Source organism: Streptomyces sp. NPDC050504 (assembly GCF_044458065.1).
Lineage (GTDB): Bacteria > Actinomycetota > Actinomycetes > Streptomycetales > Streptomycetaceae > Streptomyces.
Window position 1 is genome coordinate 734,129 of record NZ_JBITHO010000003.1, and the last position, 17,254, is coordinate 751,382.

At 70.1% G+C, this 17,254-nt stretch carries 10 protein-coding genes; 3 read left to right on the forward strand and 7 right to left on the reverse strand.

Features of this window, described 5'->3' with window-relative positions; genetic code table 11:
* Window positions 1-21: 21 nt before the first annotated feature.
* The 3 genes from ACIBNE_RS14200 to ACIBNE_RS14210 form a co-directional block, all read right to left on the reverse strand.
* Window positions 22-1,728 carry a protein kinase family protein gene (locus ACIBNE_RS14200; protein ID WP_399271496.1) on the reverse strand — a complete coding sequence of 569 codons (1,707 nt, stop codon included), beginning with the start codon at window positions 1,726-1,728 and terminating at the stop codon, window positions 22-24.
* A 129-nt stretch (window positions 1,729-1,857) separates the two neighbouring features.
* Window positions 1,858-4,095: a murein biosynthesis integral membrane protein MurJ gene (gene murJ, locus ACIBNE_RS14205; protein ID WP_399271495.1), complete on the reverse strand. Its 2,238-nt coding sequence runs from the start codon at window positions 4,093-4,095 to the stop codon at window positions 1,858-1,860.
* Window positions 4,096-4,145: 50 nt separating this feature from the next.
* Window positions 4,146-6,485 carry a DUF6049 family protein gene (locus ACIBNE_RS14210; RefSeq protein WP_399271494.1) on the reverse strand — a complete coding sequence of 780 codons (2,340 nt, stop codon included), beginning with the start codon at window positions 6,483-6,485 and terminating at the stop codon, window positions 4,146-4,148.
* A gap of 228 nt (window positions 6,486-6,713) precedes the next feature.
* Here ACIBNE_RS14210 and ACIBNE_RS14215 point away from each other — a divergent pair, with 228 nt between their 5' ends.
* A complete protein-coding gene (locus tag ACIBNE_RS14215) occupies window positions 6,714-8,156 on the forward strand; it encodes a CCA tRNA nucleotidyltransferase (RefSeq protein ID WP_399271493.1) in 1,443 nt (480 codons plus the stop codon).
* Between the two features lie 74 nt (window positions 8,157-8,230).
* Here ACIBNE_RS14215 and ACIBNE_RS14220 read toward each other — a convergent pair whose 3' ends face one another.
* The 3 genes from ACIBNE_RS14220 to ACIBNE_RS14230 all read right to left on the reverse strand — a co-directional run bounded on the left by ACIBNE_RS14220 (window position 8,231) and on the right by ACIBNE_RS14230 (window position 11,436).
* A complete protein-coding gene (locus ACIBNE_RS14220) occupies window positions 8,231-9,541 on the reverse strand; it encodes an MFS transporter (RefSeq protein ID WP_399271492.1) in 1,311 nt (436 codons plus the stop codon).
* A 79-nt stretch (window positions 9,542-9,620) separates the two neighbouring features.
* A complete protein-coding gene (locus ACIBNE_RS14225) occupies window positions 9,621-10,703 on the reverse strand; it encodes an inositol-3-phosphate synthase (protein ID WP_399271491.1) in 1,083 nt (360 codons plus the stop codon).
* A 49-nt stretch (window positions 10,704-10,752) separates the two neighbouring features.
* Window positions 10,753-11,436, reverse strand: coding sequence for a helix-turn-helix transcriptional regulator (locus ACIBNE_RS14230; protein WP_399271490.1), 684 nt, complete (start codon window positions 11,434-11,436; stop codon window positions 10,753-10,755).
* Between the two features lie 384 nt (window positions 11,437-11,820).
* On the opposite strand from ACIBNE_RS14230, the gene ACIBNE_RS14235 reads away from it, so the two are divergent.
* Both ACIBNE_RS14235 and ACIBNE_RS14240 read left to right on the forward strand, forming a co-directional pair.
* The gene (locus ACIBNE_RS14235; protein WP_399271489.1) at window positions 11,821-14,520 is read left to right on the forward strand and encodes a transglycosylase domain-containing protein; all 2,700 of its coding nucleotides are present in this window, start codon (window positions 11,821-11,823) and stop codon (window positions 14,518-14,520) included.
* 104 nt (window positions 14,521-14,624) lie between these two features.
* The gene (locus tag ACIBNE_RS14240; RefSeq protein WP_399271488.1) at window positions 14,625-16,115 is read left to right on the forward strand and encodes a glycosyltransferase family 87 protein; all 1,491 of its coding nucleotides are present in this window, start codon (window positions 14,625-14,627) and stop codon (window positions 16,113-16,115) included.
* 100 nt (window positions 16,116-16,215) lie between these two features.
* On the opposite strand, the gene ACIBNE_RS14245 is transcribed toward ACIBNE_RS14240, so the two are convergent.
* Window positions 16,216-17,247, reverse strand: a complete 1,032-nt coding sequence (locus ACIBNE_RS14245) for an alanine racemase (protein WP_399271487.1) — start codon at window positions 17,245-17,247, stop codon at window positions 16,216-16,218.
* Window positions 17,248-17,254 lie beyond the last annotated feature (7 nt).

Sequence of the window (17,254 nt, forward strand, 5' to 3'; positions counted from 1 at the left end):
GAGCCCCTCCCCTCCCGTTCGTCAGGTGCTGACCTTGATCTCCGAGATCCTGCCCCGGTACGAGTCTCCGCCGTCGCTCGGCAGGTCGGTCAGCCAGACGAGAACATAGCGTGCCTCGGCAGCCTTCCCCGGCTTGAGCGAGACACTCGTTCCGCTCCCCTCGGCGACCTTGCTGAAGGCGTCCAGCGAGGTCGGACGGCTCGACGCGTCGGCGGCAGCGGCCCGGAGCTCCACCTTCGTGTTGCCCACGAACGTGACGTCCACCTTGCCGACCTTCTGCACCTTGCCGAGGTCCAGGATGAGCCCGAGCCCCTTCTTCTTGTTGCCGAAGTTGGAGAAGCCGTAGTAGGCGTCGGTCTGCCAGTAGGTGCCCGGGTCGCCGTCGTACGTCTTCGGCACGTCCCTGGGCTTCTCGGCGCCGTCTCCCAGCGGGTCGAAGTCGGTGGCGTCCTCGATGGCGATCGGCTTCGGCGGCGCGGGCTTGACCGGCTTGCCGCCGGTCTGGTTGGTCTCGGAGGAGTCCGTGTCACCGGAGTTCCCGCCCCGTCCCAGCACCGCCTCGGCCAGCTGCCAGCTGCCCAGCCCGAGCGCCGCGATGAGCAGCGCGGAGACGGCCCACTTGAGGACCTTCCCGGTGCGGCTCTGCAGCGGGCGCGGCGGGTGGTGCGCGGCGACCTGGGCGGTCGCCGTCGTCGGGAGGCCGGGCGGCCGTCCGTAGGTGCCCTGCTGGTACGTGGTGCGCTGGTACTCGGGCGGGGCGGTGAACGTGGGCTCCGGCGGGCGGACGCGGGGCATCGCGGCCACGGCCTTGGCCAGCTCGTCGGGCGTGGTGCAGGGCGGTTCCTGGCGGGACGCGGTGGCGCCGTCGTTGGCCAGGGCGCGCATCGCCAGCTCGGAGAGGCCGCGGTGGACCCCGGCCCGGACCTGGTCGGGGGCGATGAGGCCGACGCCCTTGGGCAGGCCGGAGAGGCCGTGCGCGTCGTTCTCGTACGGCCAGCGCTGCGTCAGCGCCGCGTACAGCAGGGCGCCGATCGCCTCGGTGTCGGTGCGCTGCGGCCGCTCGGCGCTGATGCCGCGCAGCGCCGCGTTCACGGCGAGGCCGCGGATCCGGTACTGGCCGGTCGAGCTGCGCAGCACCGCGCCGGGGGTGAGGCGCAGATGCGCGAGCCCCTCGCGGTGCGCCGCGGCCATGGCCTGGGACACCTGGCTGACGAGCTGATAGGCGTCGTGCGCCTCCAGCGGCCCGGACGCGAGCAGGGTGGTGAGCTCCGTGGCGTCGGGCAGCCACTCGTGGACGACGTAGACGAGGTCGTTCTCCTCGACCGCGTCCAGGACCTGAACGAACCGGGGGTCGCCGAGCAGCGCGGATGAGCGGGCGGCGGCCAGGACCGAGCGGGCCCGGGAGTGGTCGGCGGGCAGCACGTGGACGCCCACCGCACGGCGCAGTTTCTCGTCGACCGCGCGCCAGCTGCTGAAACCGTCCAGACGGGTGACGCACTCCTCCAGCCGGTAGCGTCTGGCCAACTTGTGGCCGCTGTGCAGCTCGGGAGTGGCGACCGTGGGCGGCTCGGCCGCCTTGCGCTCGCCGTCCGCCTCCCGTGCGCTCTTGTCCGCCGGGTCCTGGGCTTTCGCGACCCCGTCGGCCGTGGCCTCGCCCGCCTTGGCGGTCAACGGCTCATCGCCGCTGTTGTCGGCCACGTCGACGGCAGTCGTGCTACGTTCCGCCACCGTCGTTCCTGCCTCCCCATCCGTTGCGCGATGCCAGCCAGCTCTGCACAGTCATGCCAATTGTGCCCACAGTCCGGTGCTATGCACGACACGCGGCGGTGGGCGATGGTTGTGCGGGGACGTGCCCCACTAGCGTCCGAGCCGCCCTCGGACCATTCCGACCAGGGCATTGAGCTCCTCGATCCGCATCTTCCGCGCCGCGACGAAGAAGATCCCGAGGAGCACGACTCCGCCGCCCACCAGCGCGGCCAGCGACCCGAACGGACCCTGCCCGAGCACCTGGGTGATCCCGTACGCGGCTCCGCCCGAGAGGGCGGCCGCGGGCACCGAGGCCAGTCCGAGACGGGCGTACGTACGCAGGACGCGGGCGCCGTCCAGGTCGCCGCCCAGCCGCTTGCGCAGCCGCTGCCACGCCACGCCGACACCGATGGCGTAGGCCAGGCCGTACGAGGCGGCCATGCCGGCGACGGCCCAGCGGGACGGCAGGACGAAGTAGCAGAGGGCGGAGGCACCGGCGTTGACGGCGGCCACGATGACCGTGTTGTAGAAGGGCGTCCTGGTGTCCTCGTACGCGTAGAAGGCACGCAGGACGACGTACTGCACGGAGTAGGGGATCAGGCCGAGGCCGAAGGCCATCAGCATGTAGCCCATGTTCGTGGCGCTGCCCGTGCCCGATGAGCCGAACATCAGGGTGCACATCGGGACGCCGAGAGCGACGAACCCGAAGGCGATGGGGACGATCGCGACGGCTGTGGTGCGCAGTCCCTGGGAGATGTCGTCGCGTACGGCGCCGCTGTCGCCCTCGTTGGCCGAGCGGGCCAGCCGGGGCAGCAGGGCCGCCATCAGCGAGACGGTGATGATCGCCTGCGGGAGTCCCCAGATGAGCTGGGCGTTGGCGTAGGCCGCGATGCCGGTACCGGCGACGCCCGAGTCCTTGCCCGCCGACGTGGAGAGCTGGGTGACGACCAGCGCGCCCGCCTGGTTGGCGAGGACGAACAGGATCGTCCACTTGGCGAGCATGGCGGCCTTGCCGAGGCCGTGGCCCTTCCAGTCGAAGCGCAGCTGCGGCTTGAAGCCGGACTCGCGCAGATAGGGGAGCATCGCGAGGGACTGCACGACCATGCCGAGCAGGACGCCGACGCCGAGCAGCCGCACGGCCTCCGTCGGGATGGTCTCCGCGGAGATGCCGGAGGTGGACGCGCTGCCGTACACCCAGAGGAACGCGCCGAGCGTGGCGATGATGATGACGTTGTTGAGGACCGGGGTCCACATCATCGCGCCGAACCGGCCGCGCGTGTTGAGGATCTGCCCCATCACGACGTGGACGCCCATGAAGAAGATCGAGGGCAGGAAGTAGCGCAGCAGCGTGACGGCGACGTCGTTGGCCGCCGGATCGTTCGCCACCGGCAGCGACAGGAACTTCACCAGGAGCGGTGCGGCCACCATCGCCAGGGCCGTGAGGGTGCCCAGGACGACCATGACGAGCGTCAGCAGCCGGTTGGCGTACGACTGTCCGCCGTCCTCGTCCTCCTTCATGGCCCGGACGAGCTGCGGCACGAAGACGGAGTTGAGGCCGCCGCCGACGGTCAGGATGTAGATCATCGTCGGCAGCTGGTACGCGACCTGGAAGGAGTCACCGAGGATGGCGACGCCCAGGGCCGCGACGATCATCGCGGAGCGGACGAAACCGGTGAGGCGCGAGACCAGGGTGCCCGCGGCCATCACCGCGCTGGACTTCAGCAGCCCGGAGGCGCGGCCGCCCGACTTCTTGGGCGGGGCGGGTGCCGGGGGCGGCGCGGGCGGTGCCGGGGGCGCCGCGCCGGGCGTCTGCTGGTCGCGGAAGAGGTGGGCGAAGGCGTCCGGCTGCTCGCGCTCGTCGGCGGCGTGGGTCACCAGGTCGTCGACCCCGGTGAACTGGACGGTCCTGGCGTCGTCGCCGTACGGCAGGTGGCGGGAGGGGCCGTCCGGCTCGGGCGGCGGGGTCTGCGCCCAGATGCGGGGGTCGGGGGCGTGTTGGGGCGCCACGGGCTGCTGGTAGAGCGGCTGCGGCTCCTGGTACGTGCCCGGGGGTGGCGGCGGGTGCGCCGAGCGGTCGTAGAGCGCCTCGGCCACCGGGTCCTGGGCGGAGAGGTCCTGGCCCCGGTAGGGGTCGTAGCCGTAGGCGTCCTGGATGTACGGGTCCTGGTTGTACGGAGCCTGGTTGTACTGAGCCTGGTCGTACTGAGATTGGTCGTACTGAGGTTGGTTGTACGGGGCCTGGTTGTACGGGTCCTGCGGAGGCACGGGGTCGGCGGCGGGAGGCTGCCCGCCGTAGTGCCCGCCTCCGCCCGCGCCCTGACCGCGGTCACCGTCGTACGGCGCGTTCATCGAAACCCCACCTCATCGTCCCCAGGCCGGCCGGCCACGACAGACATCGCTCAACGGTCCACTTTCTCACCCGCGCCCGACGGGTCCCCGCTTTCCGGCCCGGTGTCACCGGTGTCAGGCGTCGGGTCACTCGGCTGCCCGGATCCGGTGGTGTCATCCGGGGCCTCGGTGGTGTCCTTCCGCTCCGCTTCGGCGTCCTCCCGGGCCGCTGCCGCGGTGGCGGCCGTGCGCTTGCGCTGGGTGTACATCCTGACGCCCGCGAGCACCAGGAGCAGCACGCCTCCCGCGATGACCAGCATCACGGTGGGGGTGATCTCGGAGACCTTCACCGTGAACGTCATCTCTTTGCCGTACGGCAGGTTGTCCGCGGTGTAGAGCTGGGCGGTCACCCTGGCCTGGCCGTTGGCATTGGCGGAGGTGTCGAACTTCACCGTCTGGCGGTGTCCGCCGGAGATCTTGATCGGCTCTTCCGACACGACCTTGCCGTCGTCGAGCGTCAGTCGCCGCGGAGTGTCCGACTTGAGCCGCAGCACCAGGTTGTCGACACCCTGCACGAGCTTGTTCTGCACGGTGACCGGGATCGTCGCGCTGCGGCCCGAGAGGGTCACGTCGGACTTGTCGATGAGCTTGACCTCGGAGGTGAGGTCGCTGAGGTACATCTGCACCGAGTCCCGGTACCGGGTGGCCTCCGCCTCGTGACCGCGCCAGGACGTCGACATCTCGCGGTTTATGGCGTTCCCGAAGGGCGTCACCACGCGGTCGGGCTGGGTGAGGATGCCCTTGAACGTGTCGAGCGTGCCCTGGACCGTCCTGATCTGCTGGAACGCCCCGTCGGTCAGTTCATCGGCGCGGAGCTTCTTCGGGTACCGGGCGGTGCTGGGAACCTTCGTGGTGGCCTTGGGATCCGGCTTGACGGCCGACGCGGCGACCAGGTCGAGGGGCTGGGTCCAGCGCTGGGCTTCGAGCGTGCGCAGGGCCTGGGCCATGGACTGGGCCTGGGCCGCCGTCGGCATCCGCTGCGGAGCGACGACGATGCTGCGCTGCTTGTCGGGCTCCTGGAGGGTGAAGGCCAGGCTCTGGGCCAGGAACTCCTGGACGGCGAGGGTGGAGTTCTCCGCGTCCGTCATGTCGCCCTGGAAGGCGGTGGAGAGCCGGGCGTCGGAGACCACGGCCGTCGTACCGCCCCCGATGGGACGGGCCGCCGTGGGCGTGTACGGCAGCCCCGCGGTCTCCCGGAGGCTGTCGCTGCGGGCGATCACCTTGTGGGCGCCGGCCGAGGTGGCGACGTTCACGATCGACGGATCGATCGCGCCGTCCACGGGCCAGGCGAAGTCGACCGAGGGCTTCACGTGGAGCACCGTTTCCACGGTCATCTCCGCCACCTCCGTGGCGGGCTGGAGGTGGCTCAGGGAGCCGGAGACGCCGTGGTGGGCGAGAGATGCCAGGTCGGGGTCGCCGAAGGGCAGCGCGACCACCTTGCGGCCCTGGACGGCGGTCTCCAGCGCGGTGAGCCACTGCCGGGCGACGGCCTGGTTCTTGCCCGCGACGGTGGTGTCGTCGGACTTGACCCGGTAGCTCTTGGTCATCGCGTCGACCGAGGCGAGCAGGTCCGGGTCGATGACCCAGGTCACGGGGAGCTGGGAGCCGAGCGAGACCATCTGCTCCAGGCGGCCGCCAGGGGCGAGCTCCGCCGCCAGCGCTTCGTCCTCGAACACCGGCGTCTGCTGCTCGTCGGAGCCCGTCTCGGCCGTGAGGTGCACCGAGGAGATCAGCGGCCACAGGTAGGTGAACTGGCTCTTCTTCCCGGTGGCGGAGGGCTGCCAGGGGAGGAACGTGCGCTCGCTGCCGAGCACGTGGTCGTAGTCCTCGTCGGCGGTCTCGCCGGACAGGGACACCCCGAGCTGGTAGACGCCGTCGCCGTCGAGCCCCAGCTTGTCGACGGGGACCGAGATGCTGAAGTCGGTGCTGATGCCCGAGGCGAGCTTCGAGACCTTGACGGAGTACTTGTCCTCGATGGACGAGAGGTCGTCGCTGGAGGAACCCGTACGGGCGGCGGCGTCGTCGATCTCGATCCGGCCGGAGAGCTTGCGGCCCACCCGCAGGTCGACATGGGCGTTGGTGACGGTCTCCTTGCCCTTGTTCGTCAGGGTCCCGGAGACGGTGACCGTGTCGCCCTTCACGGGCGCCGCGGGCATCAGGGAGTCGAGCGAGACGTCGACGCGCGGGCCCGTGTCCTTCTCCGCGGCTGTCGCGGCCGTCGCGGGCTTCGCCGCGGGGCCGTAGATCAGCGCTGCCAGGATCGGTGCTCCGGCGACCAGAGCGGCTGTGCGGCGCACCCAACGGCGGGCAGGGGAGGGATTCATTCCCTGGATGTCTGCCGCCTCGGCCACGCGCCCGTCCGTCCCTCGTCGTCTGCGGTCATCGGTGGTTGTCGCTTGCTGCGTCCACGCATGGTAACGATGCGGGCTGGGGCTAAGTGCCGCGGACTGCTCCACGTGATCGTCAAAGCCTCCCGGGCAAGCGGGACGAGACGGTGGACCTCAGAGTACGAGCGGTGGAATTCGGCCGCCGGGAAACCTGGGAGCCAGGGTCGGCCGGGGCACGTACCCTTTTCTGTTGTGCCGAACGCCAACGAAGACAATCCCCTCGCACTGAGCCAGGTGCAGCGCCGCGCGGTCAGCGAGCTGCTGCGGGTGGCTCCCGTCGCCGACGACCTGGCCCGCCGTTTCCAGGAGGCGGGTTTCAGCCTCGCCCTGGTCGGAGGCTCGGTCCGGGATGCCTTGCTCGGGCGGCTCGGTAACGATCTGGACTTCACGACCGACGCCCGTCCCCAGGACGTGCTGAAGATCGTCCGGCCGTGGGCCGACGCCGTCTGGGAGGTCGGGATCGCCTTCGGTACGGTCGGCAGCCAGAAGGACGGCTACCAGATCGAGGTCACCACCTACCGCTCCGAGGCCTACGACAGGACCTCGCGCAAGCCCGAGGTGTCCTACGGCGACTCGATCGAGGAAGACCTCGTACGGCGTGACTTCACGGTCAACGCGATGGCGGTCGCCCTCCCGCAGAAGGAGTTCGTCGACCCGCACGGCGGCCTGGAGGACCTCGCGGCCCGCGTGCTGCGCACCCCGGGCACGCCCGAGGAGTCCTTCTCCGACGACCCGCTGCGGATGCTGCGCGCCGCGCGCTTCGCCGCCCAGCTGGACTTCGAGGTGGCCCCCGAGGTCGTGGCCGCGATGAAGGACATGGCGGGACGCATCGAGATCGTCTCCGCCGAGCGCGTGCGCGACGAACTCAACAAGCTGCTGCTCTCCGAGCACCCGCGCAAGGGCCTCGGGCTCCTCGTCGACACCGGGCTCGCCGAGTACGTACTGCCCGAGCTGCCCGCGCTGCGGCTGGAGAGCGACGAGCACCACCGTCACAAAGATGTGTACGAGCACTCACTGACCGTGTTGGACCAGGCCATCGACCTGGAGGAGAACGGGCCGGACCTGGTGCTGCGGCTGTCCGCGCTGCTGCACGACATCGGCAAGCCGCGCACCCGGCGCTTCGAGAAGGACGGCCGGGTCTCCTTCCACCACCACGAGGTGGTGGGCGCGAAGATGACCAAGAAGCGCATGACCGAGCTGAAGTACTCCAACGACATGGTCAAGGACGTCACGAAGCTGGTGGAGCTGCATCTGCGCTTCCACGGCTACGGGACGGGAGAGTGGACCGACTCGGCGGTGCGCCGCTACGTGCGGGACGCGGGTCCGCTGCTGGAGCGGCTGCACAAGCTGACCCGCTCGGACTGCACGACCCGCAACAAGCGCAAGGCGACGGCCCTGTCGCGCGCCTACGACGGCCTTGAGGAGCGCATTGCCGCGCTCAAGGAGCAGGAGGAGCTGGACTCGATCCGGCCGGACCTCGACGGCAACCAGATCCAGGAGATCCTGGGGATCGGCCCGGGACCGGCGATCGGCAAGGCGTACAAGTTCCTGCTGGAGCTGCGGCTGGAGAACGGGCCGATGGAGTACGACGCGGCGGTCACGGCGCTCAAGGAGTGGTGGGCCGGACAGGGCTGAGGCGGCCCTGGGTCATGTTTCACGTGAAACATGACCCAGGAGCGACCCCTGTTCCGCGGTCGAGGGGCGATGTTTCACGTGAAACATCGCCCCTCGGCGCGTCGCCAGGAGCTCAGCAGCAGCGCGACCGAGGCGTAGAGGACGGCCACCGCGACCACGAGCACGGCCGACCGCCCATCGGCGGGCAGTACCAGCGCGGCCACGGCCGCCGCCCCCACGAAGGCGACGTTGAACAGCACGTCGTAGAGCGAGAAGACCCGGCCGCGGAAGGCGTCATCCACCTCCGTCTGCACCACGGTGTCCGTCGCGATCTTCGAGCCCTGGGTGACGAGACCCAGTACGAAGGCGGCGATCAGTATCGGTACGGGGGTGAACGGCAGCCCGAGCGCCGGTTCGAGCACCGCCGCGGCCGTCGCGCACACCACCATCCAGCCGTACGGGCCGAGGCGGCCCACCGCCCAGGGGGTGAGCAGCGCGGCGGCGAAGAAGCCAGCTCCCGAGATCCCCACGGCGAGGCCCAGAAGTGCGAGGCCGTCGGACGCGGAGCCCGCGCCGCCCGAAGCGTCGCCGGGCCTGGTGGCATCGGACCAGGCGTACCGGCAGAGCATCAGCACCATCACCGTCAGCGCCCCGTAGCAGAACCGCAGCAGGGTCATGGCCGCCAGTGCGCGGGCCGCGGTCCTGCGCTCCCCCAGGTGCCGCAGCCCCTCGACGAGGCCGTGCGCCGTCGAGGCGACCGCCGCCCGCAGTCTGGGCCGGTACGCCGACGGGTCGGGGCCGAGCAGTTCCCGGCCCAGGCGCAGCGAGGCGAGCGCCCCGCAGAGGTAGAGCGCCGCGCCCAGCAGCACCACGGCGGCGTCCGAGTCCGAGCTCAGGATCCGTACGGCGAAGGCCAGACCGCCGCCCGCGGTCGCGGCGAGGGTGCCCGCGGTGGGGGACAGCGCGTTGGCCGTCACGAGCCGGTCGGTGTCCACGACGCGCGGCAGCGCGGCCGACAGCCCGGCGAGCACGAAGCGGTTGACGGCGGTGACGCTCAGGGCGGAGGCGTAGAAGAGCCAGTCGGGGGCGGAGCCGAGGATCAGCAGGGCCGTGCAGCAGGCGAGGGCCGCGCGCAGCAGGTTGCCGTAGAGGAAGACCTGGCGGCGCGGCCAGCGGTCCAGGAGCACTCCGGCGAAGGGGCCGACGAGCGAGTAGGGAAGCAGGAGCACGGCCATCGCGGAGGCGATGGCGGCGGGCGAGGTCTGCTTCTCGGGGGAGAAGACGACGTAGGTGGCGAGGGCGACCTGGTAGACGCCGTCGGCGGACTGGGAGAGCAGGCGTACGCCGAGCAGACGCCGGAAGTCGCCGAGGCGCAGGAGCACGCGTAGATCACGCACGACGGACATGTGCGCAAGCGTCACACACGAGGAGGGTCCCCGGGCGGATTGCCCGGGGACCCTCGCACGTCGAACGGGAAGGGGAGCTTTAGCGCTCGACCTCGCCCTTGATGAACTTCTCGACGTTGGCGAGCGCCTCGTCGTCGAAGTACTGCACCGGCGGGGACTTCATGAAGTACGAGGACGCGGAGAGGATCGGGCCACCGATGCCCCGGTCCTTCGCGATCTTCGCGGCGCGCAGCGCGTCGATGATGACACCGGCGGAGTTCGGGGAGTCCCACACCTCGAGCTTGTACTCAAGGTTCAGCGGGACGTCGCCGAAGGCGCGGCCCTCAAGGCGGACGTACGCCCACTTGCGGTCGTCCAGCCAGGCCACGTAGTCCGACGGGCCGATGTGGACGTTCTTCTCGCCCAGCTCGCGGTCGGGGATCTGCGAGGTGACGGCCTGCGTCTTCGAGATCTTCTTGGACTCGAGGCGGTCGCGCTCCAGCATGTTCTTGAAGTCCATGTTGCCGCCGACGTTGAGCTGCATGGTGCGCTCAAGACGGACACCGCGGTCTTCGAAGAGCTTCGCCATCACGCGGTGCGTGATGGTGGCGCCGACCTGCGACTTGATGTCGTCGCCGACGATCGGGACACCGGCCTCGGTGAACTTGTCGGCCCACTCCTTGGTGCCGGCGATGAAGACCGGGAGGGCGTTGACGAAGGCGACCTTGGCGTCGATGGCGCACTGGGCGTAGAACTTCGCCGCGTCCTCGGAGCCGACGGGCAGGTAGCAGACGAGAACGTCGACCTGCTTGTCCTTCAGGACCTGGACGACGTCGACCGGGGCCTCGGTGGACTCCTCGATGGTCTGGCGGTAGTACTTGCCGAGACCGTCGTGGGTGTGGCCGCGCTGGACGGTCACGCCGCTGGTGGGCACGTCGCAGATCTTGATGGTGTTGTTCTCGCTGGCGCCGATGGCGTCCGCGAGGTCGAGGCCGACCTTCTTCGCGTCCACATCGAAGGCGGCGACGAACTCGACGTCACCGACGTGGTAGTCGCCGAACTGCACGTGCATCAGACCCGGCACCTTGGTCGCCGGGTCGGCGTCCTTGTAGTACTCGACGCCCTGCACCAGCGAGGCGGCGCAGTTGCCCACGCCGACGATGGCTACGCGAACCGAACCCATTCCGGTTGCTCCCTGTGTGTTCTAGACGAAGCCCTGCGGACGCAGGGCCTCACTTGGCGGTGTCGTCGGACGGATCCGGCGGGGCGATGCCCCGGTGCCGGGGCAGGCCGCCCGCGTCCCCTGTTGTGTGGTCGTGCTGAGCGGAGCTCTCGGGGGCGGACCGTCTCTGGTCCCGCCCCGCGCGCTCGCTCTCGATGAGCTCGTTCAGCCAGCGCACTTCGCGCTCCACGGACTCCATGCCGTGTCGCTGCAGCTCAAGCGTGTAGTCGTCCAGGCGCTCTCGTGTACGGGCCAGCGAGGCCCGCATCTTTTCGAGCCGCTCCTCCAGCCGGCTGCGCCTGCCTTCCAGGACCCGCATCCGCACCTCGCGCTCCGTCTGCCCGAAGAAGGCGAAGCGTGCCGCGAAGTGCTCGTCCTCCCAGGTGTCGGGGCCGGTGTGGGAGAGCAGCTCCTCGAAGTGCTCCTTACCTTCCGCCGTCAACCGGTAGACGATCTTGGCGCGGCGCCCTGCGAGTGAAGCCGCGAGCGCGTCCTCGGGGGCGCTGCCCGGCTCTTCGGCCAACCAGCCGTTGGCGACGAGCGTCTTGAGGCAGGGGTACAGGGTGCCGTAGCTGAAGGCGCGGAAGATCCCCAGCGAGGTGTTGAGGCGTTTCCGCAGCTCGTAACCGTGCATGGGGGACTCACGGAGCAGACCGAGAACGGCGAATTCGAGGATGCCCGAGCGTCTGCTCATCCCCGCCTCCTCTGACCGTTCTCGTCCGATATGCCGTGCTGATGTATCGACTCGATACATCAGCACGATAGAACGGCCCCGCTGTCGCGACAAGGGGGGTCATCGTGAACGGCGTCACATCGTCAATTCGCAGGCGGTGACTTGCCTGATTTGGGGTGAACATCGGCCCTAGATGGGTTTTGACCGTGCGTAGTCTGTGCGGCATGCAGACCACCGGGAACCGCGCGACGACGGGGAACGCCGCGCCGCGGGGCGTGTCGGGAGGCGTGCCGAGAGGCGTGCCGCACACGTGCCGCGAGGTCCACCGGGGTCCGCGTGTCGGGGGGACACGGATCTCAACTGCCGCTTCCAGGCGCTCTCGCCTGCCCGAGGAGTAGTCGTTCGATGAGCGAGCACCGTCGCAAACCGCCGCAGCCGCAAGGTGGCGGTCGAGCCGCGGCCAGACGCGCAGCGCAGCAGCCCCAGGGCCGACGCGCGGCACCCTCACATGACGTGCCGACCGGTTCGCCGTCCGGCGCGTCCGATCCCGAACGCCCGTACGGCGGGCGTGCCGAGGCCCGGAGGGCCGCCCAGCGCGGCGGCGGTTCGGGCCGCGGCGGAGGCGGGGGCCGCCGCGGCACGGGCGGTGGCGGCGGGGGGTCCGAGGGCCCCGGGCGCGGGCGGGGCGGGGGCAGGGCTCCGCGGTCCAAGAAGCGCTTCATCGACTACCCGCGCGCCGGCAAGACCGGCGCGCGGCGTTTCGTACCGTCCTGGAAACAGGTGCTCGGCACCTGCTTCGGCTTCCTCGCGATCCTCCTGGGCGCCGCGGGCGCGGCCATCGCCTGGGTCGAGGTGCCGGACGTCAACAAGGTCACCCAGGCGGAGAACAACGTCTTCTACTGGGCCGACGGGACGCAGATGGCCGCCACGGGCGGTACCCGCAACCGCCAGATCGTGGGCCTGGACCGGATCCCCGACACGATCCGCGACGCCGTCATCGCGGCCGAGAACGACTCCTTCTACGAGGACAAGGGCGTCGACCCGATGGGCATCGCCCGCGCCGTGGTGAACATGGCCAAGGGCGGCGAGACCCAGGGCGGCTCGACCATCACCCAGCAGTACGTGAAGAACACCTTCCTGAGCCAGGAGCAGAGCCTGGACCGGAAGGTGAAGGAGCTGTTCATCTCCATAAAGGTCGGTACGACCCAGGAGAAGAACGACATCCTCGCGGGGTACCTGAACACCGCCTACTACGGGCGCGGTGCCTACGGCATCCAGGCCGCGGCCCAGGCGTACTTCGGCGTGGACAGCGAGGACCTGACGGAGTCGCAGAGCGCACTGCTCGCGGCCACGCTCAAGGGGCCGAACCTCTACACCCCGGACGGCGGCATCGGGCCCAAGGCCACCCGGGAGGAGAACACCGCGCGCGCCAAGAAGCGCTGGGCGTGGATCCTCAACCGCGAGGTCGAGGTGGGCCGGCTGGACGCGGCCACCCGCGACAAGGTCATCCAGGAGGGCTTCCCCAAGATGATCGACTCCACCGCGGCCACCGGGCTCGACGGGCAGAAGGGCTATCTCGTCGAGATCGCCAAGAAGTACGTCCTGAAGACGCGCCCCGAGCTGAAGCCCGAGGACCTCGACCTCGGGGGCTACCGCATCTACACGACCTTCGAGAAGCCGAAGGTCGACGCGATGGCGGCGGCGGTGGAGAAGACCCGCAAGGACTTCCTCGACCTCAAGGAACGCCCCGAGCTGGACAAGTACGTGCAGTTCGGCAGCGCTTCGGTCGACGTGAAGACCGGTGCGATCGTCGCGGTGTACGGCGGCGAGGGCTGGGACAAGAAGCACTTCACCAACAACGCCGACACCTCCGGCGTCCCCGTGGGATCGACCTGGAAGCCGTACGTCCTCGCCGCAGCGATGAAGTACGGCACGCAGAACACCGATCCGGGCGAGGGCCTGTCGCCGCAGAGCAAGTACAACGGCGACGACCTGATCGTCATCAAGGACCGCAACGGCGATCCGCTGCTGTCGCAGGGCAAGCCCTTCCGGCAGAAGAACGAGAGCCCCACGCCGTACGGCTACGTCACGCTGGAGAAGGCGATGGAGAAGTCCATCAACACGCCCTTCGTGCAGCTCGGCGTCGACGTCGGACTGAAGAACGTGCGGGACGTCGCCGAGAGCACCGGCATCCTCAAGGACTCGATGGACCAGCTGAACGCCTCGTTCTCGCTGGGTACCTCCACGCCGAGCGCGATCCGCATGGCCGACTCGTACGCCACCTTCGCGGCGTCGGGCGAGCACCACGAGCCGTACTCCGTGACCAAGGTGGTCCGCAAGGGCGAGGAAATGGCGGGCTTCGAGAAGCCGAAGCCGGAGAACGCGCTCGACTCCGACATCGCGGACAACATCACCAAGGTGCTGGAGAACGTCGTCCAGAACGGCACCGGCACCCGGGCCAAGGAACTGGGCCGTCCCGCGGCGGGCAAGACGGGTACGACCGACAAGAACAAGTCGGCCTGGTTCGTCGGCTACACCCCGCAGCTGTCGACCGCCGTCACCCTGTTCCGTACGGATCCCGAGTCCCGCAAGCTGCTGTCCATGAACGGCACGGGCGGCAAGGACTCCATCCACGGTGGTGACATCCCCACCCAGGTGTGGACGGACTACATGAAGGCCGCGCTCAAGGGCGTCTCGGAGGAGAAGTTCCCCGAGGCCGACGACATCTGGGACAAGGCCGACAGCGACGGGGCACCGACCTCGCCGCCGCCGACCTCAGAGAAGCCCGAGGAGAAGCCGTCCGAGACCCCGTCCGAGACGCCTCCGACGAAGATCCCGCCGAAGCAGCCGACCCAGACCCCGTCCAAGACCCCGGACCCCGATCCGGATCCGACCTGCAAGCCGTGGGACCCGAACTGCGGTACCGACGGCGGCGGGGACCCGGGCGGCGCGGCCAACGGTGACCCGGGCGGCGGGGATCCGGGCGGCGGGACGATCGAGGGCTCGACCGACGGCTCCACCACCGGCAGGCCGGGCGGCGGAACCGGAAGACCGGGCGGGGGCGTCAACGACGGCACGAACGACGGCGGAGGACTGTTCCGCTAGCGCCCCGTGGCACCGCACAGCACGGCGAGGGCCGCCGCACCGATCAGGTGCGGCGGCCCTCGCCGTACGCCCCGTACACAGCCCCGTACGGCAGGATGGCCCGCATGCCAAGCGCGGAGGGAACCAGCGTGAACCAGGACCGGCCGGTCGTACGGCCCACGCAGCAGGACGAGGTCGCCGCCGCGGGCAGCGAGCTGATCGGCGGTCCGCTCGGGCGCTGGGCACGCACCGGCGGACGCGCCTGGATCACCCCGGTCCAGGTCGTCGCCCTGGTGGCGATCGGGATGTTCGCCCTCGGCATGGTGCAGAAGATGCCCTGCTACGAATGGGCGTGGTTCAGGGGCGTGAACTCGCAGTACACCCACGCCTGCTACTCCGACATCCCGCACCTGTACGGCGGGCGCGGCTTCGCCGACGGGCTCATCCCGTACTTCGACCGGCTCGACGGCGACATGGAGTACCTGGAGTACCCCGTGCTGACCGGCCTGTTCATGAAGGTCGCGGCCTGGCTGACGCTGCCCTTCGAGGGCACGTCGACCGAGAGCGAGCAGGCGTACTGGATGGTCAACGCGGCCATGCTGATGGTCTGCACGGCGGTCATGGCCGTGTGCGTCGCGCGCACCCACAGGAGGCGGCCCTGGGACGGCCTGCTGGTCGCGCTGGCGCCCGCCTTCGCGCTGACCGCGACCATCAACTGGGACCTGCTGGCCGTCGCGCTCACCGCGGCGGCCCTCTTGATGTGGTCGCGCGGCAGGAGCCTGGCGTTCGGCATCCTGATCGGCCTCGCGACGGCGGCCAAGCTCTACCCCGTCCTGCTGCTCGGGCCGCTGTTCGTGCTGTGCTGGCGGGCCGGGAAGTGGCGGGAGTTCGGGGCGGCGGCGCTCGGCACGGCGGGCGCCTGGCTGGTGGTGAACCTGCCGGTGATGTTCCTCGCGCCCGAGGGGTGGAAGAAGTTCTACACCTTCAGCCAGGAGCGCGACGTCGACTTCGGCTCCTTCTGGCTGATCATCGCCCAGCGCGGCAACACCCAGCTCGACGTGGAGTCGGTGAACACCTACGCGGTGCTGCTGATGGTCCTGGCGTGCGCGGGCATCGCCGCGCTGGCCCTCATGGCGCCGCGCAGGCCGCGCTTCGCCCAGCTGGCCTTCCTGGTGGTCGCGGCCTTCATCCTCACCAACAAGGTCTACTCACCGCAGTACGTGCTGTGGCTGGTCCCCCTCGCGGCGCTGGCCAGGCCGCGCTGGCGGGACTTCCTGGTGTGGCAGGCGTGCGAGGTCCTGTACTTCCTGGGGATCTGGATGTACCTGGCGTTCACCATGAGCGGCGACAAGCAGCAGGGGCTGCCGCAGGACGGCTACCACCTGGCGATCGTGCTGCACCTGGTGGGAACGCTGTACCTGTGCGCACTGGTCGTACGGGACGTGCTGATGCCCGAGAAGGACGGCGTACGGCGCGACGGTTCGGACGATCCGTCGGGCGGGGTGCTCGACGGGGCCGAGGACGTCCACGCGTACGGTCAGGCGGCCCGCCCGCCGCACGCGGCGCACGGTGCGGAGGGGCCCAGGGTGGAATGGGGCACGGAGGGGCGGAACTAGCCCGCGACGTGCCCTACGTGCCCTACGGCGGGGCGTTTCCTCAACGCCCCGCCGTACGGCGCCGCACCGCTCAGCGGTCTCCTGCTCAGCGGTCTCCTGCTCAGCGCTCTACGAGGCGGTCGAACTGCGTCGTCGTGTGCCGCAGATGGGCCACCAGTTCGTCGCCGACCTTCGGCTCCTGCGCGTCCGCGGGCACGAACAGGATGGACACCTGCATGTGCGGCGGTTCGGCGAACCAGCGCTGCTTGCCCGCCCAGACGAACGGCGAGAGGTTGCGGTTGACCGTCGCGAGCCCGGCGCGCGCCACGCCCTTGGCGCGCGGCATCACCCCGTGCAGCGCCTTGGGGGCCTCCAGGCCGACGCCGTGCGAGGTGCCGCCGGCGACGACCACGAGCCAGCCGTCGGACGCGACCTTCTGCTGGCGGTAGCCGAAACGATCCCCCTTGGCGACGCGGGTGACGTCCAGCACCGAACCCCGGTACTGCGTCGCCTCGTGGTCGCCGAGCCACAGCCGCGTGCCGATGCGGGCGCGGAAGCGGGTCTGCGGGAACTGCTGCTGGAGCCTGGCCTGCTCCTCGGCCCGCAGGTGGCTGACGAACATCGTGTGCAGCGGCAGCCTGGCGGCGCGCAGCCGGTCCATCCAGCCGATGACCTCCTCGACCGCGTCGGACCCGTCGGCGCGGTCCAGCGGGAGGTGCAGCGCGAAGCCCTCCAGGCGGACGTCCTCGATGGCCGCCTGGAGCAGCCCCAGCTCCTCCTCCTTGACGCCGTGGCGCTTCATCGAGGACATGCACTCGATGACGACGCGCGCGCCGACCAGGGCGTGCACCCCGTCGACCGACGACACGGAGCGGATCACGCGGTCGGGCAGCGGCACCGGCTCCTCGCCGCGGCGGAACGGGGTGAGGACCAGCAGGTCACCGCTGAACCAGTCCTTGATCTTGGCCGCTTCGTAGGTGGTCCCGACGGCGAGGGTGTCCGCGCCGAAGCGCGTCGCCTCCTCCGCGAGCCGTTCGTGACCGAAGCCGTAGCCGTTGCCCTTGCAGACCGGGATGACCCCGGGGAACTGCTCGAGAACGGACTTCTGGTGCGCCCGCCAGCGCGCGGTGTCGACGTAGAGGGAGAGCGCCATGGCCGGC

Bases quoted from the DNA above. Each gene is read 5' to 3' on its own strand.
- murJ (WP_399271495.1), bottom strand. From the start codon at position 4,095: ATGAACGCGCCGTACGACGGTGACCGCGGTCAGGGCGCGGGCGGAGGC.
- ACIBNE_RS14220 (WP_399271492.1), bottom strand. From the start codon at position 9,541: ATGTCCGTCGTGCGTGATCTACGCGTGCTCCTGCGCCTCGGCGACTTC.
- ACIBNE_RS14225 (WP_399271491.1), bottom strand. From the start codon at position 10,703: ATGGGTTCGGTTCGCGTAGCCATCGTCGGCGTGGGCAACTGCGCCGCC.
- ACIBNE_RS14230 (WP_399271490.1), bottom strand. From the start codon at position 11,436: ATGAGCAGACGCTCGGGCATCCTCGAATTCGCCGTTCTCGGTCTGCTC.
- ACIBNE_RS14235 (WP_399271489.1), top strand. From the start codon at position 11,821: ATGAGCGAGCACCGTCGCAAACCGCCGCAGCCGCAAGGTGGCGGTCGA.
- ACIBNE_RS14240 (WP_399271488.1), top strand. From the start codon at position 14,625: ATGCCAAGCGCGGAGGGAACCAGCGTGAACCAGGACCGGCCGGTCGTA.
- ACIBNE_RS14245 (WP_399271487.1), bottom strand. From the start codon at position 17,247: ATGGCGCTCTCCCTCTACGTCGACACCGCGCGCTGGCGGGCGCACCAG.